Source organism: Sphingobium sp. MI1205, from assembly GCF_001563285.1.
Lineage (GTDB): Bacteria > Pseudomonadota > Alphaproteobacteria > Sphingomonadales > Sphingomonadaceae > Sphingobium.
The window spans coordinates 540,965-566,047 of sequence record NZ_CP005188.1; the positions used below are offsets into that span (position 1 = coordinate 540,965).

Below are 25,083 nucleotides of genomic sequence, written 5' to 3' on the forward strand. Positions count from 1 at the left end.
GGTCATTTCGCGTCCGTCAAATGCCTGCATACCAATCATATCCTGCACGGTCCTCCCAATAGCCGCCCTTGCCATCGCCAATACCGGAGAGGCTGTCGACGGCCTTTATCTCCATCAGATATTTGGCCTGCTTGTACCCAAGCTGGCGTTCGACCCGCAGTCGCAGCGGCGCGCCGTTGGCGACCGTGAGCGGCCGATCGTTGAGCGCGAAGGCGAGGACCGTCTGGGGATGAAAGGCGTCGATCAGGTCGATGCTTTCATAATAGGGCCGCCCGTCACCCATGAAGTCGGCGCAGTGAAACAGGATATAGCGCGCCCGGCTGTTCATGCGCGCCGCGTCGAGGACAAGCGCCAGCGGCACGCCGCGCCACTTGCCGATGGCGCTCCATCCTTCGACGCAATCGTGGCGGGTGATCTGTTCGCGATGGGGCAGGCTACGCAACTGGGCGAGCGACAGGGAGAGCGGGCGATCGACCAGCCCCGTGACCTTCAGCCGCCAGTCGGCAAAGTCGGTGCGCCACAGCGCCCGATATTCCGGGGTGTTGGGGTTGGCGGTGCCGTTGGAGCGGAAAATCGGCGAAATCTGGTCGGGCCGGAACTCGCGCGCCATCGCGTCGCGCGTCATCAGGCTGCGCTGCGCCCATTTATGGAAATTCTCCGCGGAAAAAAGCGCCTCGCGCACGCTTTCATTCCGCGCCAGCCGGTCGCAGCCCGCTAGCATGGCGGCCGTGCCGAGCAGTAGAGTGCGGCGGTCGAAGATCAGGCTCATGGCCGTTCCTTTGGCAGCCGGTAACGGCCAGTGATCATGGAACGCAGTTCATTGACTGGCCCGGCGAGCAGCACCATGATGATATGGACAAGGAAAAAGGTGGCCAGTGCAAAGGCCATGATGAAATGGATCGACCGGGCCGACTGCCGCCCGCCGAACAGATCGACCAGCCAGGGCCATGCGGCGTTCATGCCAGGCGACATGGTCAACCCGGTCAGGATGAGCAGCGGAAGCGCGACGAAGATGATGGCGATATAGCTCGCCTTTTGCAGCACATTGTAGCGCAGGGCCGCTTCACCGGTTGGAAAGCGTAATCGGGCGTGATTGACGATGTCCCGCAAGATATGGCGCGGGGCGAGGTCTTCCCGACGGAAAGCAAGATCGCGCGCGATGTGCCCCTTCAGCAGCGCCCAGAGCATGTAGGCGAGAAGGGCGAAGGCGAAAACAGGCGCAGCCGCCAGATGCCAGTGCCGGGACATGGCGAGATCATAATGGCCGGGCAGGGTGATCCAGCCGCCGAAACGCTCCAGTTGCAGCCAGGCATGGTCGAAATTCGCCCCATATTGTCCCCAGTAGAGCCGGGGATGGGCATTGAAGATGCCAAGGCCGCTGGTGAAAAGAACGTAAAGCAGGAGGGCGTTGAGCCAGTGCCACAATCGCACCGGCCAGCGGTGTCGGAGCACGATCGACGTCGGCGGGGCGACATGGGACGAAGGACCGACCATGGCGCACTGTTACCCTTTTGCATCAAGCCGGTCAAAAATCATCGCCATGTCCGAACGGTATCGAAACAAATTAACCCGTTCATCTTCTGGCCATAATCGGGGCTGATAAGCGCAGATGAGCAGTTCCGGCTGGTCGAAAAGTCGGTGAAAATGCGCTGCGTCTCGCAGTGTTTGGATCGACTGTTGCGAAAGTGCATCATTCTTGATTAATCTTCATGACGATGTTGCAACGCGGAACGAAGGCTACCATATGCGCCACTGTCCACGGCGCAAGATCGTGGCAAGCAGGGATGGAGTAAAGAGCATCACTTCATAGTGATCCTCGAAGCATTAGAGCTTCAACGAAATTCCTGTCCTATATCGAGAGTGCCATCCAATCCTTGGATAATGTACTCCTTATTGCATGAGGACTTTATGAAGACTGTGATTTTCGCAGCCATTGCTGCTGCCGCTGTTGCGGCCCCCGCGTTCGCTCAGGACGCTGCTCCCTTCACCGGCCCCCGCGCTGGCGTGACCGTTGGTTATGACAACCTCGGCAACGAAGGCGTGAGCTACGGCGTGAGCGCTGGCTATGACATCGCCCTGACCCCGAACGTGACCTTCGGTCCCGAAGTGACCCTGGGCGACAGCAGCGTTGATTCTGCGGGCACGGAAGTCAGCCGCGACCTGGCCGCTTCGGTGCGCCTGGGCTACATCCTGACCCCGCAGGTTCTGGCGTTCGGCAAGGTTGGCTATGCCAGCACCCGTCTCGAAGCGTCGAACAGCAATCTGGGCTTCGCTCTCGAAGGCGTCCGTTTCGGCGGTGGTCTGGAATATGCCATCAACGGCAACACCTACATCTCGGCTGAATATCAGCGCACCGAGTATGAAGACAATGGCAGCCGTGACGCTGGCGTGGTCGGCATCGGCTTCCGTTTCTAATCCTTCGCGGATCTGAAACGTTGAGAGGGCGGTCCTTCGGGGCCGCCCTTTTTCGTGTCAGGATTCTTGATTTTCACGCGGAGGCGCGGCGGGCTCGGCTATCGACCGCCGCACTTCTCGCATCTTGAGGTTGGGATCGGTTTAGATACGATGCGAGCCGTTGGAGCCTTCGGCGTTCTCGCGTGAAAATATCGGGTGGGGATTAGGTTTGGCTATAGCGCGCCCGCCAGCGCCAGCACCACGCCGCCAACGACCAGCAGAAGCCCGGCCACTTCGCTACGGCTCATCCTTTCCCCCAGATAGAAATGGCCGAAACCCAGGGTGAAGGCGACCTCTATCTGGCCGACGATCCGAACCAGCGCCACGGGCGCGGTGGCAAAGCCCGTGAACCAGCAGGCCGAACCAAGCGCGGACAAAAGCCCGACCTGGCCGGATACGCGCCAGGTCGCCAGTACCTTGCGCAACTCACCGGCTTCTCGCGCCAACAGATAGCCACCTTGCATCAGCGTTTGCAGCGCGACAGTAACGACGAGCACGATCAGCGCGGCCAGGATGGGATCGCTGCCGCCGACCTCCTGCGTTGCGCGGCGGATCGCGACGGCCGTGAGGGCAAAGAAGAAGCCGGACGCGATGCCGGTGAGCGCGGCGGGCTGGCCCAGCGCTTTCATGAAGTCCGCCGGACCCATGCGCTTGCCCCCGGTGGACAGCAGCATCACGCCGATGACGCCGCAGCCGATCCCGGTCCAGGCGAGTGGATTGAGCCGTTCGCCCATCAGCAGGAAGGACAGGGCGGCGCCCTGCACCGCTTCGGTCTTTGAATAGGCGGTGCCCACGACGAAGTTTCGATGGGCAAAGGCCAGGATCAGCAGATTGGTGGCGATAATCTGCGCCAGCCCGCCGCCCAGGCAGAAAAGCAGAAACAAGGGGTCGGCGCTAGGCAGCGGCCCCGGAACGAGCAGCCGGTAACCGCCCAGCAAGCCCAGCGCAAATGGCAGACCGTACAGATAGCGCACCAGCCCGGCGGCGTTGACCGACAGGCGGTGGCTGACGCGGCGCTGAATGGCCGTGCGCCAGGCCTGCGTTGCGCCAGCCAAGAGGGTGGCCGGGAGCCAGACGGATGATGTGATCACTCTCAATCCTCCCCGTGCTTGGCATGGGGAGGGGGACCAGCCGCAGGCTGGTGGAGGGGAAGGGCGCGACAGTGGTGAAGAATGTGCAGCATCACATTATCGAGATCGTGGAGAACATCGGCTGCTTTGACCCTTAGCATCCAGATGCCCTGCGCTTTCAGCCATGCATCCCGGCGCTCGTCCTGCGCGATCTGGCTGGTTTGATCGTGACTGCTCCCGTCCACCTCGACCGCGAGTCGAGCGGAGGCGCAGTAGAAATCCAGCACATACAGTCCGGCGGGATGCTGCCTTCTAAACTTCATACCTTGTGGGCGCGAGCGCAACCACTGCCACAACGCGACCTCTGGCGGAGACATCACTCGCCGCAGGTTACGCGCGAACTCAACCGTCTTTCTCCTTGGCGGCATCGCGCATTTCCCCTCCACCACTCGCTCCGCGAGCGGTCCCCCTCCCCATCTCGCGACGGGGAGGATTTAGGCGTCACGCTTTCTCCAGCAGATGTTCCCGCTTGATCTTTTCCTGCCACACCAACGGGGCGAGGCGGTGGACGTTCTGGCCGTCGCTATCGACGGCGACGGTGACGGGCATGTCCTGCACATCGAATTCGTAGATCGCTTCCATGCCCAGATCCTCGAAGCCGACGACCTTCGCACCCTTGATCGCGCGGGCGACGAGATAGGCCGCGCCGCCGACTGCCATCAGATAGGCGCTCTTGTGCTTTGCGATCGAGTCCGTGGCTGCGGGGCCGCGTTCCGCCTTGCCGACGCAGGCGGCGAGGCCCTGTTCCAGCATCATGTCCATGAACTTGTCCATGCGGGTCGCGGTGGTGGGACCGGCGGGGCCGACCACTTCATCGCGTACCGGATCGACCGGGCCGACATAATAGATGACGCGGCCCTTGAAATCGACCGGCAGCTGCTCGCCGCGCTCCAGCATGTCGGCGATCCGCTTGTGCGCGGCGTCGCGGCCGGTCAGCATCTTGCCATTCAAGAGCAGGCGGTCGCCATGCTTCCAGCTCTGCACCACTTCGGGCGTCAGCGTGTCGAGATCGACGCGGATCGCTTCCTTGCTCGGCTTCCAATCCACCTGCGGCCATTCGGACAGCTTGGGCGCTTCCAAATAGGCGGGGCCAGAGCCGTCCAGGGTGAAGTGCGCGTGACGGGTGGCGGCGCAGTTGGGTATCATCGCCACCGGCTTGCCCGCCGCATGGCAGGGATAGTCGTAGATCTTGACGTCGAGCACGGTGGCGAGGCCGCCCAAGCCCTGCGCGCCGATGCCGAGCGCGTTGACCTTGTCGAAAATCTCGATGCGCAGGCGCTCAATATCGTTCTGCGGTCCGCGGGCCTTCAACTCGCCCATGTCGATGGGCTCCATCAGCGATTCCTTGGCCAGCGCCACGGCCTTTTCCGCCGTGCCGCCGATGCCGATGCCCAGCATGCCGGGCGGGCACCAGCCAGCCCCCATTTGCGGCACCATGTCCAGCACCCAGTCGACGATCGAATCGCTGGGGTTCATCATCTTGAACTTGGTCTTGTTCTCGCTGCCGCCGCCCTTGGCCGCGACATCAACCGTCACCTTGTTGCCCGGCACCATCTCGACATTGAGCACGCAGGGCGTGTTGTCCTTGGTATTCACGCGGCTGAACGCGGGATCGCGCAGGATCGAGGCGCGCAGGCGGTTTTCCGGGTTCAGATAGGCGCGGCGCACGCCTTCATCGACGACGTCCTGCATCGAACGGCTGTTGTCGTCGAGGCGGCAATCCATGCCCCATTTGATGAAGACGTTGACGATGCCCGTGTCCTGGCAGATCGGGCGATGCCCTTCCGCGCACATGCGGCTGTTGGTCAGGATCTGCGCGATGGCGTCCTTCGCCGCCGGATTGGCTTCCGCCTCATAGGCTTTGCCCAGCGCCCGGATGTAATCCATCGGATGATAATAGCTGATGAATTGCAGAGCGTCGGCGACGCTTTCGATCAGATCGGCGGTCTTGATGACGGTCATCTTGCCCTATGTCCCAATTGTCCCTGCCCGCGCGGCTAGTAGGGATTGGCCCAAGAGTCCAGCTATCCGGCGGCAAAGGGGAACATGTGCCACCAGGGCTCCTTCTCTTCCAGCACCCGCGCAAAGCTGGGCCGCGTCTCCAGCCGGTCGAGATAAGCGGCGAGCGTTGGAAAGCCGCCACGCATCGGTTCCACCTTGTCCGCGTAGAAGAGGGCAGGGGCAGCCGCGCAGTCGGCAAGACTGAACATGTTGCCCGCCGCCCAGTGCCTTCCTTTCATCCGTTCCTCCAGCAGGGCATAGGCCTTGCCCAGCATCAGCCGCGCCTCGCCCACGCCATAGGGGTCGCGCGCTTCTTCCGGCCTCAACCTGTCGGCGACGATCGCCTGCATCGGCGCCATGACATAATTGTCGAACAGCCGGTCCATCAGCCGTACTTCGATCGCGTCGTCCGGGTCGGCGGGGATCGCGCGGAAGGGACCGGGACAATGCTGCCCCAGATATTCAATGATGACGCTGGTTTCAGCGAGCGTCCGGTCGCGTGCTTGATCCCGCAGCACGGGGAATTTGCCGAGCGGCCAGAGCGCCAGCCATGCGTCGGCCACGCCGGGATTTTCCATCATCGCGCGATCGAAGGGCACATCATTCTCATACAAGGCGATCAGCGCCTTCCAGCAATAGGAAGACAGCGGATGGTAATAGAGAATCATGGCATGCCTTCTCCTCTTGGGATGTGAGTCACCGGACGTTTGCGGCAAGGATAGCCGGACTTACCCACATATTCATCCACAGCAGCTTGTGGATAATCGTACCCCGACCCCCTATCTTTAGTGGGAAGGGACATGGCCGTTGACCTGTTCATACGCATTTGCGTGGCAAGGGAAATTTATTTTCGTTCGCATATTGTCCCCCTTGCCTTTTACGGGAGCCAGAGAAGTCCGCGCGTCGCTGCGATGCAGTGTGGCGGATTGCCGATGAAGCGAGTCAGGGGCGCGCCCATCTGAGTCACCATATCGTCATTTACCCCCTTGCAAGCATTTGGGGCTGTGGCACTATCCCTTGTATCGGGTTAACGGGGGTTACCCAACAGATTGTGATTGCACCGGCCGGACCATTTCCGGACGAGAGGCGTTTTTACCTCATGCGATCCGCTGTTGTGCAGCCCGCTGCCGATCCGGGCAGTCTTAATCATGAGGCTTGACCGAATCGAACGAAACAGGAACATTCGGGGGCTCGAATGGATTTTCGTGACAGCGAACAGACAGGTGCAAGCGACGTGGCGACGGTGATCGACGAAGTGATTGAAACGGTGGCGGAAAAGAAGAAGGCTGCGCCCGCCAAGGAGGCGCCGCGTTCCTCTTCCTCCATCCAGGCGCGCCGGTTCGACGTCGTCACGGACGAGAGCCGCGACGCGCTGCTGACCGAATTCGGCAAGGATACGCTCAAGGACCGCTATCTGCTGCCCGGTGAGAATTACCAGGACCTGTTCGCCCGCGTGGCGGCGGCCTATGCCGACGACCAGGGCCATGCCCAGCGCGTCTATGACTATATCTCGCGCCTCTGGTTCATGCCTGCGACGCCCGTGCTGTCGAACGGCGGTACGGGGCGCGGCCTGCCGATCAGCTGCTATCTGAACAGCGTTGACGACAGCCTGGAAGGCATCGTCAACACCTGGAACGAGAATGTCTGGCTCGCCTCGCGCGGCGGCGGCATCGGCACCTATTGGGGCAGCGTGCGCGGGATCGGCGAGCCGGTCGGCCTGAATGGCAAGACCAGCGGCATCATTCCCTTCGTCCGCGTGATGGACAGCCTGACGCTGGCGATCAGCCAGGGCTCGCTGCGCCGGGGATCGGCCGCCTGCTATCTCGACATCTCCCACCCGGAGATCGAGGAGTTCCTGGAAATCCGCAAGCCCAGCGGCGATTTCAACCGCAAGGCGCTGAACCTGCACCATGGCGTGCTGCTGACCGACGAGTTCATGAGGGCGGTGCATAATGGCGACGAATTTCAGCTGAAATCGCCCAAGGACGGTTCGGTCCGGGGCAAGGTGGATGCGCGCAGTCTGTTCCAGAAGCTGGTGGAAACCCGCCTGGCGACCGGCGAACCCTATATCGTTTTCTCCGATACCGTGAACAACACGATGCCCAAGCATCATCGTGACCTGGGCCTCAAGGTATCGACATCCAATCTCTGTTCAGAAATCACTTTGCCGACGGGTCGCGACCATCTCGGCAAGGACCGGACGGCGGTCTGCTGCCTTTCGTCCCTGAATCTGGAAACCTGGGACGAATGGAACAAGGACGCCGTTTTCGTGGAGGACGTCATGCGCTTCCTCGACAACGTGCTGCAGGACTATATCGACCGAGCGCCGGACGAAATGGCGCGGGCCAAATATAGTGCTGAGCGCGAACGGTCAGTGGGCCTGGGGGTTATGGGGTTCCACTCCTTCCTCCAGGCCCGGGGCCTTCCTTTCGAAGGGGCGATGGCCAAGAGCTGGAACCTGCGCATCTTCAAGCATATCAACGAGAAGGTGAACGAAGCCTCCATGCAGCTCGCGGTCGAGCGGGGTCCATGCCCCGACGCCGCCGACATGGGCGTAATGGAACGCTTTTCCTGCAAGATGGCGATCGCGCCGACCGCGTCGATCAGCATCATCTGCGGTGGCACGTCGGCCTGTATCGAACCGATCCCGGCGAACATCTACACCCACAAGACGCTGTCCGGCAGCTTCGTGGTGAAGAACCCCTATCTGGAAAAGATCCTTCGCGACAAATCGAAGGATTCGACGAACGTCTGGAACACGATTCTGGAGCGTGGCGGCAGCGTCCAGCATCTCGACTTCCTGAGCCAGGAAGAAAAGGACACGTTCAAGACCAGCTTCGAAATCGACCAGCGCTGGCTGCTCGAACTGGCCGCCGACCGCACGCCCTATATCGACCAGGCGCAGTCGCTGAACCTGTTCATCCCGGCCGATGTGGAAAAATGGGATCTTCTGATGCTCCATTACCGCGCGTGGGAGCTGGGCATCAAGTCGCTCTATTATCTGCGGTCGAAATCGGTGCAGCGCGCAGGTTTTGCCGGCGGGGTTGAAGCCGACAATACGATCGATGCGCCAAAGTTCGAACTGGCCGGCGGGAGCACCGACTATGACGAATGCCTCGCCTGCCAATGAGCTAATGGGGGGGATGGACGCGGCGGCTAACCCTGCCGCGTCCAAACCATTGCCCGTCAACGATTCAGCGTTCGTCCTCTTCCTCTTCGAAAAGGACAGCGTTGGCGCCCGTAGCCGACAGCCTTACGGTGCCATCCTCGTCAATCCCGGCGATCAATCCTTCGCTGATATAATGATGATGTCCCGCATGACTGCCTTCGCCGCTGTCCGCCTTGACCAGCTTGATACGGTCTCCCTGGACATGATCGACGGTGCCCACATGCACGCCATCGGCGCCGATAATATCGGCATGTTCCTTGATGCTGCTCAGATCAACCATCATATTGCTCCTGTGCCGGGAATGACGGGGTCTGAACGCCCCGAACCCGCACAGGTTGCGCTAACCCATTAATCGCGGAGCCGACCCCATGCCCCTTCTGCAAGCCAGCAAGGTCTATAAGCCTTTCGAATATCCCTGGGCCTATGAATATTGGAAGCGCCAGCAGCAGCTCCACTGGTTGCCCGAGGAAGTGCCGTTGGGCGAGGATTGCCGCGATTGGGCGCAGAAGCTGTCCGACCATGAACGCAACCTGCTGACCCAGATCTTCCGCTTCTTCACCCAGGCGGACGTGGAAGTGCAGGATTGCTACCACGAAAAATATGGCCGCGTGTTCAAGCCGACCGAAGTGAAGATGATGCTGACCGCGTTCAGCAACATGGAAACGGTCCATATCGCCGCCTACAGCCATCTGCTCGACACGATCGGCATGCCCGAAAGCGAATATAGCGCCTTCCTCCAGTATAAGGAGATGCGCGACAAGCATGACTATCTGCAGCAGTTCGGCGTCGATACCGATGAGGATATCGCCCGCACGCTCGCCATGTTCGGCGGCTTTACCGAAGGCTTGCAGCTGTTCGCGTCCTTCGCGATGCTGATGAACTTCCCGCGCTTCAACAAGATGAAGGGCATGGGCCAGATCGTCACCTGGTCGGTCCGCGACGAGACGCTGCACTGCGAAGGCATCATCAAGCTGTTCCACGCCTTCTGCGCCGAACGCGGCTGCCTGACCCCCGCGGTCAAGGACGACATCATGGACATGTGCCAGAAAACGGTGCGGATCGAGGATGCGTTCGTCGACCTCGTTTTCGAAATGGGCCCGGTGCCCGGCATGACGCCCAAGGACATCAAGAAATATGTCCGCTACATCGCCGATTGGCGGTTGGGGCAGCTGGGCCTGAAACCCATCTACATGATCGACGACCACCCGCTCCCCTGGCTCGCCCCGCTGCTGAACGGCGTGGAGCACGCCAACTTCTTCGAAACCCGCGCGACCGAATATTCAAAGGGCGCGACGCGCGGCCAGTGGAACGAAGTGTGGGACGCGTTCGACCGCCGCAAGAAGCTGAAAAGCGGCGACGCGGCGAATGCGGATGAAGTGGCGGACCCGGATATGTTCAAGGCGGCGGGGATTGCTGCGGAGTAGGTATGTCTAAGTAGTTAGAGTATTGGGGACGGCATGGCGAAAGTTCCTGCACACTGTGGCCATTGCGGTCTCCAATTCTATTCAGAAAACTTTATAGGCGGCAGTGGCGCTAGCGGCATCACTTTGAAGGGTAACAGGACTAATTGTCCGCGTTGCGGCGGTTGGGCAAATCTAGCTGATGGCATCTTTAACCTGCACGATGATCAGCTTGAGCTCGTGGATGGACCTCCGCTTACCCGTGCGATGATGGCTCAGCTAAGGCTGATCGCAGAAAAAGCTAAGTTAAAAGCCGCTGACGCGGAGGAATTACTCGCTGAAGTAGCCGAGGTCAGCCCGGAGCTGGCCGAAAAAATACGCGGGCGAGGCTTGCCATATTTCGTCATCGTGCTGCTGATAATCTGGCTCATAAAAAGTGTTAATTTGAACGTGACGGTGGACTTGAATCGGCTCATTGATCAGGCGGTTGGTGCAGAGCAATCAGAAAAGCCAGATCAGCTTTTTGACATTCCGTTGCCTAATCAGCCAGAGTTAAGTCCCTCTGGTTCTTTAGTATATGAAACGGAAATAGCTCCTTTGAGCCGTCAAGTGAGGCGACAGCTTGAGCGCCAAGCGCACAAGGCATATTGGCCAAAGCAAAGGGACGCTTAGGGACGTCTGGCTGTCTCTCCAAAAACCCTCTGCGAGCATTGAGTGACAGGCGTGGCGGCCCTACACGCTCTTCAAGCCTTAGGAGCTCATTCGCCGCCGCCTGTCCCCTCGCTGAACGCCATGTTTTGTTCCGTTCATGCAACGTCCATGCGTCATGAGGTGTTTTAGCTTCACAGCCTGATAATAATGGCAGAGGAGCCAAGTCATGACATTTTCGATGAAGCGGACCATTGCCGCTTTTTCCCTTGGCGCGATGACGCTGACGGGTTTGGCGGCGACGCCGGTGTTTGCCCAGTCCCGTGAATGGCGGGAAGACGCCCGCGAATATCGCAAGGATGTGCGCGAAGCGCGGCGCGAACGGGACAAGGATCGCCGCGAATCCCGGCGCGAATATCGCAAGGACGTGCGGGAAGCGCGTCGCGATTTCAGGGAGGATCGCAGGGACGACCGTCGCGATGGTTGGCGTCGTCCGGGTAGGGTTGTTTACAATTATGACTGGAACCGCCCGGATCGCCGCTATGGCTCGCGCTACCGGCCCGACCGCTATTATCGCGGTGGCTATGAGCCGATCCGCGTGACCCGGTCGACCCGCATCTATCGCGGCTATGACGACCGCTATTATTGCCGCCGCTCGGACGGCACGACTGGCCTGATCGTCGGCGCGGCGTTGGGTGGGCTGCTCGGTAGCCAACTCGATCGTGGCTATTCGAACACGGCTGGCATCCTGATCGGTGGCGGCGCGGGCGCGCTGCTGGGCCGAGAGATCGACCGGGGCAGCCTGAACTGCCGCTAACCATGGTATAGAGGCTGGCGCGCCCCGGATCAGAGGTGCGCCAGTCTCATTTACACCTACTGCAAGTCGCCTCCAGAATAGGATGGCGCGATAATCTTCCGCCGTTCAAGCCCGGAAAAGCCGGCTTCCCTATTCTTCGTTCTCGGTGCGACCGAGATATTCTTCTTCATCGTCCATCTGCGGCTCGCCAGCGAAGGCGTCATTGTCGATCCGACCGGACCGGTTCATTTCCTCCATCCGCTCGACCAGGTCGGGTGTGTCGTCGGGAATGATCTGCGCCGGGTTGGGGCGTCCACCGCGTTCGCTGTCCTCGGACAGGTCGGTTGAGCGGACGCGCGCATCGCCCGCGACGTCCTGCGCCTGCGTTCCGCTGTCGCGCTGCTCGTCATTTTCCTCGATCTGGTCGGGCAAACGGTCCTTGTCGTCCTGGTTCATGGTATATCTCCTTGCCTGCCCAACCGACCAACCGGGGCACCCGTTCCATGCCCCGCAAAAGGCGCTGGACAGCGGCAGCGGCAGGGGGCAAGAGCCGCCCGATCCTTTTTTCGCTACTGCTTCCAAGGAACGTCCATGTCCCGCAAACTCATTTCCTCGGGTTCGCCTTTCGAGGCGCAGGTCGGCTATTCGCGCGCCGTCGTCCAGGGCGACTGGTGCTTCGTCGCGGGCACCACGGGCACGGATCCGGAAACCAAGGCGATGCCGGAAAGCGTCGTCGATCAGGGCGTGAACGCGCTGAAGGTCATTGGCAAGGCGCTGGAGGATGCGGGCTTTTCATTCGCCGATGTGGTGCGCGTGACCTATTATATCACCGACCCCGCCTATTGGGACGAACTGGGCAAGGCGACCGCGCCGGTGTTCGGCGACATACGCCCGGCGGCCAGCTGCATCGTCACCGGCCTTATCAAGCCGGAGATGAAGATCGAGATCGAAGTCACCGCATTCAAAGGCTGACCCCCATGATTACCATGTACGGCATCAAAAATTGCGACACCATCAAGAAGGCGCGCAATTTCCTGGATAATGAGCGCGTCGCCTACAACTTCCACGACTATAAGGTGTCGGGGGTCGACAAGGCGAAGCTGGAGGATTGGGTGATGGAACATGGTTGGGAAACCATCCTCAACCGGTCCGGCACGACCTTCAAGGCGCTGGATGCGGGCGACAAGGCGCATATCGACGCCGAAAAGGCCATCCTGCTGATGACGGCCAACCCCTCCATGATCAAGCGGCCGATCCTGGACGTGGGCGGCCAGGCGATCGTGGGCTTCAAGGCAACGACCTATGAAACGGCGCTGGCGAAGGCCAAGACAAAGGCCTGATTCGCCGCGACGGCGGCTTGTCAAATGAGGCGGGTGCGCGAATAACGGGATCATGCTTTCGCAAAAGACCCGTTACGCCATCCGCGCGCTTCAGCATCTTGCCGATCGCTACCGCCAAGGCCCCGTGCCCTTGAACGAGATCGCGACGCGGCAGAATATCCCGGCCAAGTTCCTGACGGTCATCCTGTCGGAAATGGCGCGCGAAGGATTGGTCGCGACGCAGCGCGGGCGCGATGGCGGCTATTGGCTGGCGCTGGCGCCGGTCGACATCAGCTATGGCGACATCGTCCGGCTGACGCGCGGATCGCTGGCGCTGACGCCGTGCGCCAGCCGATTCGCGCATGAAACCTGCACCAACTGTTTGCCCGAATCGGAATGCAGGCTGCACCGCGTGATGTTGAGGGTGCGCGACGAAACGGCCAAGGTGCTGGACAGCATCAGTCTGGCCGAACCGCTTGCAATGGAGGAAGCGGGCTAGGCCCTTGCGCCGCGCGCGCCGCTTCGCCACATCGTCGGCATGACCATGCCTCCTCTTAAAGCCGCGCTGATTCCCGTTACGCCGTTGCAGCAGAACTGTACGCTGTTGTGGTGCACCGCGACCAACCGGGGCGCCTTCGTCGATCCGGGCGGCGACCTGCCCCGGCTCAAGGCAGCGGCGGAACAGCATGGCGTCACCATCGAAAAGATCCTGGTGACCCACGGCCATATCGACCATTGCGGCGAGGCGGGCGTGCTGGCCAAGGAGCTGGGCGTACCGATCGAAGGGCCGCATGAGGCGGATCGATTCTGGATCAGCCAGCTGGAGGAGGATGGCCGCAAATACGGCATCCAGGGCCAGCTGTTCGAGCCGGACCGTTGGCTGACGGACGGCGACAAGGTTCATGTGGGCGACCTGGAACTGGACGTCTATCACTGCCCAGGCCACACGCCGGGCCATGTCGTCTTTCATCATGCTCCCAGCAAGCTCGCGATCGTGGGTGATGTGCTGTTCCAGGGGTCTATCGGCCGGACCGACTTTCCCATGGGGAATCACCAGCAGCTGATCGACGCGATCACCGGCAAGCTGTGGCCGCTGGGCGGTGACACGGCCTTCGTGCCAGGACATGGGCCGATGAGCAATTTCGCCCATGAGCGCCGCTCTAACCCATTCGTGGGCGACGCGGTGCTCGGCTGATCCTTTAGCGGGCGGCCATGGCGGGAGGCGCGGGAACGGCGCGCGTGGCGTGATAGGCGACATAGAGCGCTGTCGCCGCCAGCGCAGCGGTGACTGCCCAGCTGAGCAGCGCGCCGCCTGCACGCCAGACGGTGGGGCGGTCAGCATCCATGCCAATCCCATGCGCCGCGCGGGCAACGACATAGACGAGCGCGCCTATCCACAGCCAGAGCGGGGAACCGATCGCCAGTTCGACCAGTGCGAAGAGGATGAGGACGATCGGCGTATATTCGGTGAAGTTCGCATGCGCCCTTATCCGCCGCGCCAGCAGCGGATTGCCGCCATCGCCGTGCAATGTCTTGCTGCCCACCCGAATCCGGGCGCAGCGGAAGGCGAGCCACAAGTTAAGCAGCGCGCAAGCGGCAGCCAGGGTCAGCGTGATCGGCAACAACATGGATGTCTCCCCCCAATCCTTTTCTTGACCGGCACAATAAGCGGACGCCATTGCGGGGCAAGGAAGGACTTGCGCGTCCGTCAAAAAAGGCTATAGGCGCAGGGCTTCGCGATCACCCGGGCCGCATGGGTCTGCGGCGCCTGTGGCGTCGGCACCCATCGGATACTGGCCAGTCGCTTAACCAGATCTAATTTATGGAATAAGGTGCCGACATGGCTGTCCCCAAGAGGAAAACTTCCCCGTCCCGCCGCGGTATGCGCCGCAGCCACGATGCACTGCGCGTCGAAGCATTCCAGGAATGTTCCAACTGCGGTGAACTGAAGCGCCCGCACAATCTGTGCGACGCTTGCGGCCACTATAATGGCCGCGAAGTCGTTGCCGTCGGGGCCTGACGACACACTCTCTCCTGTAAAGGTGTCCTGAAGTGTCCAGCCAGCCGCGAATCGCAATCGACGCGATGGGCGGGGATGAAGGCGTGCGCGTGATGATGGCGGGCGTGGCGCTCGCCCGTCACCGTCATGAAGGGCTGCGCTTCACCCTTTTTGGAGACGAGACGCGGATCAAAGCCGCGCTCGACCATCACCCCAATCTGCGCGCTGCGTCCGAAGTGGTGCACGCCAGCGATGTCGTGGCCGCCGGGGACAAGCCGAGCGCCGCCATCCGCAAGAAGGCCAGCTCCATGAGCATGGCTATCGCGGCGGTGAAGGCGGGCGAGGCGGGTGCTGCCGTTTCCTCCGGTAATACCGGTGCGTTGATGGCGATGGCCAAGGTTGCGCTGCGCACCATGCCTGGTGTTGATCGCCCGGCGCTGGCTGCGCTGCTGCCGACGCTTGGCGCTAATGACGTGGTCATGCTGGATCTTGGCGCGAACACGGAATGCGACGCCCGCAATCTGGTGCAGTTCGCGGTGATGGGCGCTGCCTATGCCCGGATCGCGTTCGATCTGGAACGCCCTCGCGTACGGCTGATGAACATCGGCACCGAAGACATGAAGGGCACGGAGGAAATCCGCGACGCCGCCGCGATGCTGCGTGCCGCGACCAACCTGCCGCTTTCCTTTGATGGTTTCACCGAAGGCGACAAGATCGGCCGGGGCGAGGCCGACGTTATCGTCAGTGACGGTTTTTCCGGCAATGTCGCGCTCAAGACCGCGGAAGGTACGGCGCGCTTCGTGACTGACCTGCTGCGCACCGCCTTTACCAGTTCCATCCGGTCGAAGATCGGCTTCCTCATTTCCAAGCCCGCGATGCACTTGCTGAAGCATCATCTGGACCCCAACAACCATAATGGCGCAGTATTTCTGGGCTTGAACGGTGTGGTGGTTAAGAGCCATGGCAGTGCGAATGACAAGGGCGTGGCCAATGCCGTGCATGTCGCCGCGCGGCTGCTGGAAGAGGATATCACCCGGCGCATCGCTGCCGACATGGCGGGCGTACGTGCGCTGTCAGCCGTCGCGTCCAAACAGGAGCTTGCCGCCAAGTGATCCGCAGGTCGATTCTTCTGGGCACGGGCTCTGCGCTTCCGGCCCGTGCGGTCAGCAATGCTGAACTGGCGCAGACCGTCGATACCAGCGACGAGTGGATCGTCGAGCGTACTGGCATCCGCAACCGGCACATCGCTGGCGAGGGGGAAACAACCGCTAGCCTGGCGACCGATGCGGCCAGGGCTGCGCTGGATGCCGCTGGCCTGACCGGGCAGGACATCGACCTCATCATCCTGGCGACCGCTACGCCCGACCAGACCTTTCCCGCCAGCGCCACGCTGGTTCAGGCGGCGCTGGGCATCGACGATTGTGTCGCGTTCGACGTCGCGGCCGTCTGCTCCGGCTTCCTCTACGCGGTCACGGTCGCGGACAGTATGATCCGTTCGGGTGCTGCAAATCGCGCGCTGGTGATCGGGTCGGAGACGTTCAGCCGCATTCTTGATTGGGAAGATCGCACGACCTGCGTTTTGTTCGGCGACGGCGCCGGGGCGATCGTGCTGGGCGGTGAGGAAAGTGCGGACGGCGCGCGAGGCATATTGGCAGCCAAGCTGCACGCTGATGGACGGCATAACCAGCTGCTTTATGTCGATGGCGGCCCCTCCACGACCCAGACCGTCGGCAAACTGCGCATGAAGGGACAGGAAGTGTTCCGTCATGCGGTCGTGAACCTTGCCGGAGTCCTGACCGAAGTCATGGCAATGGCCGACCTTAGCACGGCCGATATCGACTGGTTGATCCCGCACCAGGCCAACGCACGTATCCTGGACGCGACGGCCCGCAAGCTGAAGCTTTCGCCCGATCGCGTGGTCATGACGGTCGATCGTCACGCCAATACTTCCGCCGCTTCGGTGCCGTTGGCGCTTGACGTAGCCATTCGCGACGGCCGGGTTCAGGCTGGTGATCTGCTGGTGCTGGAGGCGATGGGCGGGGGCTTTACCTGGGGCGCTTGCGTTCTGCGGGTCTAAACCCTTTCATTTGCGCATAATTCTTCGAATAGTTTTGCGAGTCATCTTGCAGAATCACTCGGGTTATCGCAGAATTTACCACTGTCATCCGCATCAACCCGGCGGATGAAGGTGGGGACGTTCGATGACTGGTCATGCTACCCTGACGCGTGCGGATCTCGCGGAAAGCGTAAATCGTCATATTGGCCTCTCACGGTCCGAGGCGGCTGCCCTGATCGAATCCATTCTGGAGCATATGACGTCCGCTCTGGAACGCGGGGAAAATGTGAAGATTTCGAGCTTCGGTACCTTCGTGCTGCGCGACAAGACACAACGCATGGGCCGCAATCCCAAGACCGGGGTAGAAGTGCCGATCGAACCGCGCCGCGTGCTGACCTTTCGCGCCAGCCAGACCATGCGGGACCGCGTCGCCGCCGCTTCCTGAAGTGATCGCGTCGCCTTCGACCATCCTTTCCAATGGTTGACCTTTGCGCTCCGATGAGTGCAACATTGCGCCCATGGCAAAGGAAGAGGGTGCATTCCTGACGATAAGCGAACTGTCGGGAGAGCTTGGGCTTCCGCAGCATATTCTGCGCTATTGGGAAACGCGTTTTCCGCAGTTGCGTCCGCTGCAACGTTCGGGCAACCGCCGCTATTATCGCCCCGCAGATGTGGCGTTGGTGCGGCGGATCAACCATCTGCTGAATGTGGAAGGCTTTACTGTACGCGGTGCGCAAAAGGCGCTGGCGGAGGATGGGGGAGCGGCTGATGCAAAGCCTGGCCTTAGCGTTCCCGTCCAACCGTCCCCCGCAGCGACAGACGGGTCCGGGGAGTTGCTCCATCGTTTGCAGACCATTCGGGCGACACTTGCCCGCGCGATCGGTGAATGAAGATCAGAGCGTCCGCGCATATATAAGATCACGGAACGGAACATCGCCAACCATGAATGTGGTTTCGCCGATTTCCTGAAATCCATGCCGCGCATAGAATCGGCGCGCGCGGTCATTTTGCGGATAGACGGCGAGCAGCATCCGCTTCGCCCCGCGATGGCGAGCATGATCGACAAGCAATTCCATCAACTCGTCGCCCCGGCCGCCGCCCTGCCATGGCCCGAGCAGATAGATCCGCTTGATCTCGACATCGTCGCGTTCGTCGGTGAAAATGGGAAGGTCCGGGGGCGTCAGCATCGCATAGCCCACCGGCGCGCCCAGCGGCGTTTCGCCAATCAACAGTTGCTGCGCCGGATCATGAAGCGCAGCCCGATAATAGCTTTCCGCATGCGCCACCTGGATGTGGGCGATCAGGGCAGGCCCCGGATGGTCATGGGCGAAGCTTGCGAGAAAAGTCGCGCAGCCCAGGTGCGAAAGCGCCGGGGCGTCTGACGGAACAGCCTGGCGCCAATGGATGGGCGTCATGGCGTCGCCCTTCAGCGGGAACCCGGACCCAATGCCGGATCAAGGTCGCGCGGACGCGTAAAGCTGACCAAGGTTGCGGTATCCTGCCGGACGTCCGCCCAATGATCGATGGCCAGATCCATCACGGCGAGGCTGGCGGTCGGGAATTTGACCTCCACATCCTCGCGCAAAGGGCTGGCGCCGTCATCAGGCACCAGTTCCAGGATCAATTCTTCAAGGCCCGGATTATGCCCTGCCATGATGACGTTGTCCGCCGTGTCGGGCAGATCGCGGATGACGTCCATCAGGGTCGCAACGGATGCCAGATAGATGCGCCGGTCCCAATGGGGCTCCAACGGATCGCCATAGCCCTCCAGAAAGGTGTCGAGCGTCTGCACGACCCGCGTGGCGGGAGAGGCGACCAGCCGGTCAAACTGCATCTTGCGGTTGCGGGCGAACTGACCGACCAGCAGCGCGGCCTTTTCCCCTCGCCGGTTAAGCGGACGGTCGAAGTCGCGCTCGACCGGATCATCCCAATCGGACTTGGCGTGGCGCAACAGGGTCAACCGCTTCATTTTCGCTCCAGGTCGTGGGTGCCGGATTCGACTCCCTGATGCCCTAGCGCCATGCCGTCGCCAAGACCAGCACGGGAATGGGCGCTGACCGCGATGATTGCTTCGTCCAGCGTCATGCGGCGGATTGGTGTGCCTGCGGGAAAGGCGCTCAGCAAGCGGCTGGGCATTGCGGCCGACAGGATGACGAAGCTGCCGCGATCCTCGGCGCGGCGGATAAGGCGGCCGAATGCCTGAGCGAGCCGGGCGCGGATCAGCCGGTCGTCATAGGCAGCGCCCCCTCCGGCCAGGCGGCGGGCAGCGTGCAGCACCGTCGGTTTGGACCAGGGCACGCCCTCCATCACCACCAGCCGCAGCGAATGGCCCGGCACATCGACGCCGTCGCGCAGAGCGTCGGTGCCGAGCAGCGATGCGCGCGGATCGTCGCGGAAAATGTCGATCAGCGTGCCGGTGTCCATCGGGTCGACATGCTGCGCGTAAAGCGGCAGCCCTGCACGCGCCAGGCGATCGGCGATTCGGGCGTGGACGGCGCGCAAACGCCGGATGGCGGTGAACAGGCCGAGCGTACCGCCGCCCGCTGCCTCGATCAGTCGTCCATAGGCGCCAGACAGCGCGGCTATGTCGCCTCGCTTGATGTCGGTCACGATCAGAACTTCGGCGCGATCGGCATAGTCGAACGGGCTGTACGCCTCAAACTGCTCCGCACCATGGGGCAGGTGACTCGCCCCGCTGCGGCTTTCGGCATTGTCCCAATCGCCGCCGCCTTTCAGCGTTGCGGATGTGATCAGCACGCCCTGCGCCGGTTTCAGCACCGTTTCGGCGAGCGGACGGCTGGGATCGAGCCAGTGGCGATGAATGCCGATATCGAATTCTCGCCCTTCGATCCGGTCAACGGTCATCCAATCGACGAAGTCGGCGTCCGCAGGGCCGCCGATCCGCGCGAGCAGCGCCAGCCAGGCGGCGAGCAGGTCGCGGCGCCAGCCGAGCGAGGCAATCGCGCCTTCGATCCGGGCGCGGGCTGCGCCGTCCAGCCAGTCGGGTGCATCCTCGATCACCGCTTCCAGCCGCTTGGCGAGGCGGGTGAGCGGACGCAACAGACCGTCGAGCGCCAGCGCGGCCTCCTGCGCTGCTTCGACCAGCGGGCCGTCCGGTTCGGCCAGTTCTGTTTCCAGCCCGTACCCCGCATCCGCCTCACCCATGTCGGCGGCGCGGGCATAGACGGTGCCTCGTACGGCTGCGAGCAACTCTTCAAGCGGGCCGAATGGTTCGCCCGCGACAATGCGCTTGAGCCATTCATCGGCCGGCAAAGCGCGCGCGGCGTCGGCGGCGGCCCGGATCGCCTCGCCGCCTTCCTCGTCATAGCTGGCGAGGTCGGACAGTCGGGCGGCAAGGCCCCGGCGACGACCGCGCGAATTGCCTTCCGGGCCCATCACCCAGCGCCGCAGTTCGATCGCCTCATGCCCCGACAGGGCGACCGAAAAGGTCGAATCGGCTGCATCGAAGAGATGATGGCCCTCGTCAAAGATGAGGCGTTGCGGCCGCTGGCCCGTTTCCCGCCCGCGCGCGGCGTTGATCATCACCAGCGCATGATTGGCGATGACGATGTCCGCATCGGCCGAGGCGCGGGCGGATCGTTCGATGAAGCATTTGCGGTAGTGGGGGCAACCCGCATAGATGCACTCGCCCCGTCGGTCAGTGAGCGCGGTCGATCCGTTGCGCCGGAACAGCGTCGGCAGCCAGCCCGGCAGGTCGCCGCCGATCATGTCGCCGTCCTTGCTGAACGCCGCCCAGCGCGCGACCAGTTGGGCCAGGATCGCGGCTCGCCCGGCAAAGCCGCCTTGCAACGCATCCTCCAGGTTTAGCAGGCAGAGATAATTTTCGCGCCCCTTGCGCACCACCACTCGCCGCGCCGCAATCCCCGGATCGGGAAAGAGGCGAAGGGATTCGCGATCGAGTTGCCGCTGCAGCGCCTTGGTATAGGTCGATATCCAGACGGTGCCCTGCGCCTCTGACGCCCAAAGGGATGCGGGCGCGAGATAGCCCAGCGTCTTGCCAATGCCCGTGCCCGCTTCGGCGAGCAGCATATTGGGTTGGTCGCGATGCTTGCGGGGGCGGAAGCTCTCCACCGCTGCGGCAGCATAGGCGCGCTGGCCGGGGCGGCTTTCCGCGCCGCTGCCGGTCAGGTGCGCAAGCCGCGCCAACACGTCTTGTTCGTTAAGGGAAACCGTGCGCGGGGCTGGTCTGGGTTGAGCTTCCTCCCATTCGGGCAGGCGGGAGAAGAGCCACCGCTCCGCTTCTGCGGGCCGGGCGATGCGCGGGGCGACAAGCGGCGCCCATGGCCACCGCAGCCGGTGCAGCGATTGGGCAGATGTCCAGCCACCCTCCCGCTCCAGCCAGTTGGGGGAGCCGAGCGTGTCGAGCAGCGCAGCCGTCGCGCTTTGCAGCAGTTGGGGTATGTCCGCTTCGGCTGCGGGACGCTCCAGCCCCAGCGCTTCGGCCAGCCCCTTGGGCGTCGGCACAAGGAAACGTGCCGGGTGGATGAAGGCCCATAGCTCCAGCAGGTCGAGGCCATTGAGTTCGGGATATCCCAGCCGCTGACCGGTGAGCGGCGCGTTGAGCAGCAGGGTCGGTGTTTCCGCCGCGCGCGCGATAGCGGTGCCCTTGGCCACCGCCTGCGTCGTGCCGCCTTCGCGCAGCCAGATGCCGCCGTGACTGGCGTGAAGGGCAGGCAGGGCGGCAGGTTCAATCACCTGCCCGGCTTAGGCGAGCTGGAACAAAAGAGAAACTGGAAAAAGGATGGGTTCAGCGTATGCGGTGACCCAATCCACCAAAGCCAACCGGGCGCGGAAAGGCGTTCCATTTCGTCCCATGCGGAGTTAGGGGCTTGCATCATGACCGTGTCCGATATTCTCCGCACCGCCGCGCAGGCGTCCAAGGCCTGGCCCTATGAAGAAGCGCGCAAGCTGCTGAAGCGTTATCAGAATGGCGCACCCGGCAAAGGCCATATCCTGTTCGAGACCGGTTATGGTCCTTCGGGCCTGCCGCACATTGGCACCTTCAACGAAGTGCTGCGCACCACGATGGTCCGCAACGCCTATCACGCGCTGTCGGACATACCGACTCGGCTGATTGCGTTCAGTGACGACATGGACGGGCTGCGCAAGGTGCCCGACAATGTTCCGAACCAGGCGATGCTGACCGAGCATCTGGGCAAGCCGCTGACGCAGGTGCCCGACCCGTTCGAGAAGTTCGAGAGTTTCGCGCATCATAATAACGCGATGCTGCGCGACTTTCTCGATCGGTTCGGCTTCGACTATGAGTTCGTTTCGGCCACCGAGCGCTACAAGTCGGGCGCGTTCGACGATGCGCTGAAGAATGTGCTGCGCCATTATCAGGACATCATGGACATCATGCTGCCAACGCTGCGCAAGGAGCGGCAGGCGACCTATTCGCCGGTCCTGCCGATCAGCCCCAGGAGCGGCGTCGTGTTGCAGGTGCCGGTAGAGGTGCTCGACGCCGACAGCGGTCTCGTCCGTTTCGAGGATGAGGGCGAGGTGATCGAACAGTCGATCCTTTCGGGCGGAGCCAAGCTGCAGTGGAAGGTCGACTGGGCGATGCGCTGGGTCGCGCTAGGCGTTGATTATGAGATGGCGGGCAAGGATCTTATCGATTCCGTCACCCAGTCGTCGAAGATATGCCGCGCGCTGGGGGCCCGTCCGCCCGAAGGCTTCAACTATGAAATGTTCCTGGACGAAAAGGGGGAGAAAATCTCCAAGTCCAAGGGCAATGGCCTGAGCCTTGAACAATGGCTGACCTATGGGCCGCAGGAAAGCCTGGCTTTCTATGCCTACCGCGAGCCGAAGAAGGCCAAGCAGTTGCACATGGGCGTCATCCCCCGAGCGGTGGACGAATATTGGCAGTTCCGGGGCAACTATCCCAATCAGGCGATCGAGCAGCAGCTTGGCAACCCCGTCCATCACATCCATGACGGAAAGCTGCCCGATGGCAAGTTGCCGGTCACGTTCGGCCTGCTGCTGAATCTGGTCGGGGTGATGGGCGATGCCAGCCGTGATCAGGTCTGGGGCTATCTGCGGAACTATGTGCAGGACGCCAGCGCCGAAACCTATCCGGAGCTGGATGCGCTGATCGGCCACGCGCTTGCCTATCACCGCGATTTTGTGGCGCCCACGCTCAAGCGCCGGGCGCCGGAAGCCAATGAGGCAGCTGCCCTGCGCAAACTGGATGAAGAACTGGCGGCGCTGCCAGCGGATGCAAGCGCCGAGGATATCCAGAACATCATCTATGCCCTGGGCAAGGACGAGGCCTATGGCTTTGCCGAACTTCGCGACTGGTTCAAGGCGCTGTACCAGACGCTGCTTGGCGCGGATCAAGGCCCGCGCATGGGCAGTTTCATCGCACTTTATGGTATCGAAAACAGCCGCCGCCTGATCGCCGAATCACTAGGCTGAACGGGAACATTCGGGGCGCCCAAGCGTTCTGGTTTCGGTCCACCCCCTTTCGGACTGATGGCGCGCCTTGAGCGCGTCATCGGCCGCGCCTGCTCGGAGACGAGCGGCGCGGCCAAGGGGCTCCCTGAAATCAACTCTTTGCCTGCTGAGCGAGGTTCAAGCGCACTCTATATATGGAAATGCCGCAATAAGCGCAGCGGCTCCGGGCTGGTGCCCAGAGCCGCCGCTATTCAAATTATGCTGGCGTTACCAGAAGAAGCCGCGATGGACCTGCATGACCCTGCCGCTGCGAACATTCACTAGCAGCACGTCATTATAGTGCCTTACCCAGCGGAGGTTCCGATTGCCCGGACGGGGCAGGCGGTAACGGTATGGGTCAGCGATATAGTAGCGCGAGCTGTAGAAGGTCGGGCGTAGCTGGGCGCCGACTTCCCAGCGATTGTAGCGGAACGGGGCCCGCCAGTTGCCGCCGCGATAAACGTCACGGTGGGAGCGGCGATAGTCGCGCCAATCTTCGCGCAATTCCTGTCTGGCGTCGCGGACGTCGCGCCGCTGTTCACGCACATCGCGACGGTCGCCGTAGCGCCGTGCATCGCGAAGGTCGCGCTGTTCCTGCCGCAGGTCACGCGCACTGTCACGAACCTCGCTGCGCGACTGGGCCATGACGGCGGTCGGCATCGCAGTTGCGGCGATAAGCCCGAGGATGATAAACTTACGCATATATATTCTCCCATCAGCTTGGCGGACTGAACCGGCGGGGGAATTAAACCTGTTTCCCGTAAGCGGGTTCCGCTGCCAACAGATGTGCTTATGCCGCCGCGCCGCTGAACGGGCCGAGAACGGGACTGTCAGGAATCAGTCATTTATGTCGCGAATTGTATCCACGGTCTGAACGCGGGACGCCGCTGGTCATGAGGTCCAGGGCCGTTCCCGAAACCATTTGGTCACGACATATTTCGTGCCCTTTTCAACAGGGCGGGCGGCGTGAATGCTCAATGGATTGGGCGCACCATCCGCCTTCATATTGTTCCAGACGAGGATCATGCCTTCGACGGGCGGCACCATGAATTCGCAATGCGGGAAGTGCGTCTCTCCCCCGGATTCGACGTGCGACAGATAGATCATGGCGGTCCAGCTACGCTGGCCCCCGGTCTTCATCATCGCGGGCCAGTAGCTGGTGGTGACCGGGAAATAGTCGCAATGCGCTTTATATTCCTGACCGGGGGTGTAGCGCTGCCCCTGCAGCGTTTCCCCATTTACCGGCGGCAGTCCGGTCAGCGCGCAAATGCGATCGCTGATATCGGCGACGAGCGGATCCCACCTGTTCAGATTGCAGCTGTGGCTGGTGCGGTAATCCGCGTTGGCGCTGCCGGAAAACAATGTGGAAGGCTGGGCGTCGGCATCGATCATTTCGCGCAGCGCAGCACACTCGTCAGCGCTTAGGAAATTGTGGCGGCCAAAGATTTCCAGGCCGGGGGCGTCGATCCGGCTGACCAGCGGATTGCGGTCCAGCTTCGCCCGCACCGCCTCGCCGATTTGCGCCCGCACGCTTGAAGCGATGCCGCCATCATCGATCACATCCGTCATGCCCGCTTCCTGCCCCGGCCGTTTGCGTCCCGCAAATGAAAATAAGCCCGAAGCACATGGCTTCGGGCCCAAGCGATCCTTCAGGATCG

Annotated in this window: 29 protein-coding genes; 15 read left to right on the forward strand and 14 right to left on the reverse strand. The window is 62.1% G+C overall.

The features are described 5' to 3' along the window. Nucleotides 1–16: 16 nt before the first annotated feature. Together K663_RS02645 and K663_RS02650 are read right to left on the reverse strand one after the other, a co-directional pair. Entirely contained in the window at nt 17–769 is a 753-nt protein-coding gene (locus K663_RS02645) for a molybdopterin-binding protein (RefSeq protein WP_062113697.1), read from the reverse strand. After that, on the reverse strand, nt 766–1,494 hold the full coding sequence (locus tag K663_RS02650) for a cytochrome b/b6 domain-containing protein (protein WP_062113700.1): 729 nt from the start codon (nt 1,492–1,494) through the stop codon (nt 766–768). The genes K663_RS02645 and K663_RS02650 overlap by 4 nt, the downstream gene beginning before the upstream one ends. A gap of 414 nt (nt 1,495–1,908) precedes the next feature. Here K663_RS02650 and K663_RS02655 point away from each other — a divergent pair, with 414 nt between their 5' ends. Beyond that, nucleotides 1,909–2,415 (forward strand): outer membrane protein, encoded by a 507-nt coding sequence (locus K663_RS02655; protein ID WP_062113703.1) that lies wholly within the window; start codon nt 1,909–1,911, stop codon nt 2,413–2,415. A 212-nt stretch (nt 2,416–2,627) separates the two neighbouring features. Here the strand turns inward: K663_RS02655 and K663_RS02660 are convergent, their stop codons facing one another. From K663_RS02660 to K663_RS02675, 4 genes are all read right to left on the reverse strand, one after another. Next, on the reverse strand, nt 2,628–3,545 hold the full coding sequence (locus K663_RS02660) for an EamA family transporter (RefSeq protein WP_062113705.1): 918 nt from the start codon (nt 3,543–3,545) through the stop codon (nt 2,628–2,630). A gap of 2 nt (nt 3,546–3,547) precedes the next feature. Beyond that, entirely contained in the window at nt 3,548–3,952 is a 405-nt protein-coding gene (locus K663_RS02665; RefSeq protein ID WP_062113707.1) for an endonuclease domain-containing protein, read from the reverse strand. Between the two features lie 73 nt (nt 3,953–4,025). After that, a complete protein-coding gene (locus K663_RS02670) occupies nt 4,026–5,546 on the reverse strand; it encodes a fumarate hydratase (RefSeq protein WP_062113710.1) in 1,521 nt (506 codons plus the stop codon). 62 nt (nt 5,547–5,608) lie between these two features. Next, nucleotides 5,609–6,253 carry a glutathione S-transferase family protein gene (locus tag K663_RS02675; protein ID WP_062113713.1) on the reverse strand — a complete coding sequence of 215 codons (645 nt, stop codon included), beginning with the start codon at nt 6,251–6,253 and terminating at the stop codon, nt 5,609–5,611. A 527-nt stretch (nt 6,254–6,780) separates the two neighbouring features. Here K663_RS02675 and K663_RS02680 point away from each other — a divergent pair. Next, on the forward strand, nt 6,781–8,715 hold the full coding sequence (locus tag K663_RS02680) for a ribonucleoside-diphosphate reductase subunit alpha (RefSeq protein WP_062113715.1): 1,935 nt from the start codon (nt 6,781–6,783) through the stop codon (nt 8,713–8,715). Nucleotides 8,716–8,779: 64 nt separating this feature from the next. On the opposite strand, the gene K663_RS02685 is transcribed toward K663_RS02680, so the two are convergent. After that, complete coding sequence (locus tag K663_RS02685) at nt 8,780–9,034, reverse strand: DUF2171 domain-containing protein (protein WP_062120190.1); 255 nt, start codon at nt 9,032–9,034, stop codon at nt 8,780–8,782. Nucleotides 9,035–9,122: 88 nt separating this feature from the next. Here K663_RS02685 and K663_RS02690 point away from each other — a divergent pair, with 88 nt between their 5' ends. The 3 genes from K663_RS02690 to K663_RS02700 all read left to right on the forward strand — a co-directional run bounded on the left by K663_RS02690 (nt 9,123) and on the right by K663_RS02700 (nt 11,619). Then, nucleotides 9,123–10,178 (forward strand): ribonucleotide-diphosphate reductase subunit beta, encoded by a 1,056-nt coding sequence (locus tag K663_RS02690; protein ID WP_037465538.1) that lies wholly within the window; start codon nt 9,123–9,125, stop codon nt 10,176–10,178. Between the two features lie 33 nt (nt 10,179–10,211). Beyond that, entirely contained in the window at nt 10,212–10,826 is a 615-nt protein-coding gene (locus K663_RS02695) for a hypothetical protein (protein ID WP_145902216.1), read from the forward strand. Between the two features lie 205 nt (nt 10,827–11,031). Next, entirely contained in the window at nt 11,032–11,619 is a 588-nt protein-coding gene (locus K663_RS02700; protein ID WP_062113724.1) for a glycine zipper 2TM domain-containing protein, read from the forward strand. A gap of 129 nt (nt 11,620–11,748) precedes the next feature. On the opposite strand, the gene K663_RS02705 is transcribed toward K663_RS02700, so the two are convergent. Next, nucleotides 11,749–12,054 carry a hypothetical protein gene (locus K663_RS02705; protein WP_062113726.1) on the reverse strand — a complete coding sequence of 102 codons (306 nt, stop codon included), beginning with the start codon at nt 12,052–12,054 and terminating at the stop codon, nt 11,749–11,751. 135 nt (nt 12,055–12,189) lie between these two features. Between K663_RS02705 and K663_RS02710 the strand changes: the two genes are divergently transcribed. The 4 genes from K663_RS02710 to K663_RS02725 are packed head-to-tail and all read left to right on the forward strand — an operon-like array spanning nt 12,190 to nt 14,112. Then, nucleotides 12,190–12,570 (forward strand): RidA family protein, encoded by a 381-nt coding sequence (locus tag K663_RS02710; protein ID WP_062113729.1) that lies wholly within the window; start codon nt 12,190–12,192, stop codon nt 12,568–12,570. A 5-nt stretch (nt 12,571–12,575) separates the two neighbouring features. Continuing rightward, nucleotides 12,576–12,938: an ArsC family reductase gene (locus K663_RS02715; protein WP_037465527.1), complete on the forward strand. Its 363-nt coding sequence runs from the start codon at nt 12,576–12,578 to the stop codon at nt 12,936–12,938. 52 nt (nt 12,939–12,990) lie between these two features. Further along, nucleotides 12,991–13,416 (forward strand): RrF2 family transcriptional regulator, encoded by a 426-nt coding sequence (locus tag K663_RS02720; protein WP_037465524.1) that lies wholly within the window; start codon nt 12,991–12,993, stop codon nt 13,414–13,416. Between the two features lie 39 nt (nt 13,417–13,455). After that, on the forward strand, nt 13,456–14,112 hold the full coding sequence (locus K663_RS02725; RefSeq protein ID WP_062113731.1) for an MBL fold metallo-hydrolase: 657 nt from the start codon (nt 13,456–13,458) through the stop codon (nt 14,110–14,112). A 4-nt stretch (nt 14,113–14,116) separates the two neighbouring features. Here K663_RS02725 and K663_RS02730 read toward each other — a convergent pair whose 3' ends face one another. Continuing rightward, nucleotides 14,117–14,545 carry an MAPEG family protein gene (locus K663_RS02730; RefSeq protein ID WP_062120194.1) on the reverse strand — a complete coding sequence of 143 codons (429 nt, stop codon included), beginning with the start codon at nt 14,543–14,545 and terminating at the stop codon, nt 14,117–14,119. A gap of 212 nt (nt 14,546–14,757) precedes the next feature. On the opposite strand from K663_RS02730, the gene rpmF reads away from it, so the two are divergent. The 5 genes from rpmF to K663_RS02755 all read left to right on the forward strand — a co-directional run bounded on the left by rpmF (nt 14,758) and on the right by K663_RS02755 (nt 17,862). Beyond that, a complete protein-coding gene (gene rpmF, locus K663_RS23175) occupies nt 14,758–14,937 on the forward strand; it encodes a 50S ribosomal protein L32 (RefSeq protein WP_081570365.1) in 180 nt (59 codons plus the stop codon). A 65-nt stretch (nt 14,938–15,002) separates the two neighbouring features. After that, on the forward strand, nt 15,003–16,028 hold the full coding sequence (plsX, locus tag K663_RS02740) for a phosphate acyltransferase PlsX (protein WP_062113733.1): 1,026 nt from the start codon (nt 15,003–15,005) through the stop codon (nt 16,026–16,028). Continuing rightward, the gene (locus K663_RS02745) at nt 16,025–16,993 is read left to right on the forward strand and encodes a beta-ketoacyl-ACP synthase III (protein WP_062113735.1); all 969 of its coding nucleotides are present in this window, start codon (nt 16,025–16,027) and stop codon (nt 16,991–16,993) included. The genes plsX and K663_RS02745 overlap by 4 nt, the downstream gene beginning before the upstream one ends. Nucleotides 16,994–17,117: 124 nt before the next feature. Further along, nucleotides 17,118–17,417: an integration host factor subunit alpha gene (gene ihfA / locus K663_RS02750; protein WP_062113738.1), complete on the forward strand. Its 300-nt coding sequence runs from the start codon at nt 17,118–17,120 to the stop codon at nt 17,415–17,417. 73 nt (nt 17,418–17,490) lie between these two features. Continuing rightward, nucleotides 17,491–17,862, forward strand: coding sequence for a MerR family transcriptional regulator (locus K663_RS02755; RefSeq protein WP_062113740.1), 372 nt, complete (start codon nt 17,491–17,493; stop codon nt 17,860–17,862). Between the two features lie 3 nt (nt 17,863–17,865). Here the strand turns inward: K663_RS02755 and K663_RS02760 are convergent, their stop codons facing one another. From K663_RS02760 to K663_RS02770, 3 genes are read right to left on the reverse strand one after another with little or no spacing between them, the layout of a single operon-like run. Beyond that, nucleotides 17,866–18,387 (reverse strand): GNAT family N-acetyltransferase, encoded by a 522-nt coding sequence (locus tag K663_RS02760; RefSeq protein ID WP_062113752.1) that lies wholly within the window; start codon nt 18,385–18,387, stop codon nt 17,866–17,868. An 11-nt stretch (nt 18,388–18,398) separates the two neighbouring features. Beyond that, entirely contained in the window at nt 18,399–18,941 is a 543-nt protein-coding gene (locus tag K663_RS02765; RefSeq protein WP_062113755.1) for a SixA phosphatase family protein, read from the reverse strand. After that, nucleotides 18,938–21,688: an ATP-dependent DNA helicase gene (locus K663_RS02770; protein WP_062113758.1), complete on the reverse strand. Its 2,751-nt coding sequence runs from the start codon at nt 21,686–21,688 to the stop codon at nt 18,938–18,940. The genes K663_RS02765 and K663_RS02770 overlap by 4 nt, the downstream gene beginning before the upstream one ends. Before the next feature lie 141 nt (nt 21,689–21,829). On the opposite strand from K663_RS02770, the gene K663_RS02775 reads away from it, so the two are divergent. After that, nucleotides 21,830–23,407 (forward strand): lysine--tRNA ligase, encoded by a 1,578-nt coding sequence (locus K663_RS02775; protein ID WP_062113761.1) that lies wholly within the window; start codon nt 21,830–21,832, stop codon nt 23,405–23,407. Between the two features lie 246 nt (nt 23,408–23,653). Here K663_RS02775 and K663_RS02780 read toward each other — a convergent pair whose 3' ends face one another. Further along, on the reverse strand, nt 23,654–24,127 hold the full coding sequence (locus K663_RS02780; RefSeq protein ID WP_062113763.1) for an RcnB family protein: 474 nt from the start codon (nt 24,125–24,127) through the stop codon (nt 23,654–23,656). A gap of 189 nt (nt 24,128–24,316) precedes the next feature. Beyond that, nucleotides 24,317–24,994 carry a 2OG-Fe(II) oxygenase gene (locus K663_RS02785; protein WP_062113765.1) on the reverse strand — a complete coding sequence of 226 codons (678 nt, stop codon included), beginning with the start codon at nt 24,992–24,994 and terminating at the stop codon, nt 24,317–24,319. Nucleotides 24,995–25,083 lie beyond the last annotated feature (89 nt).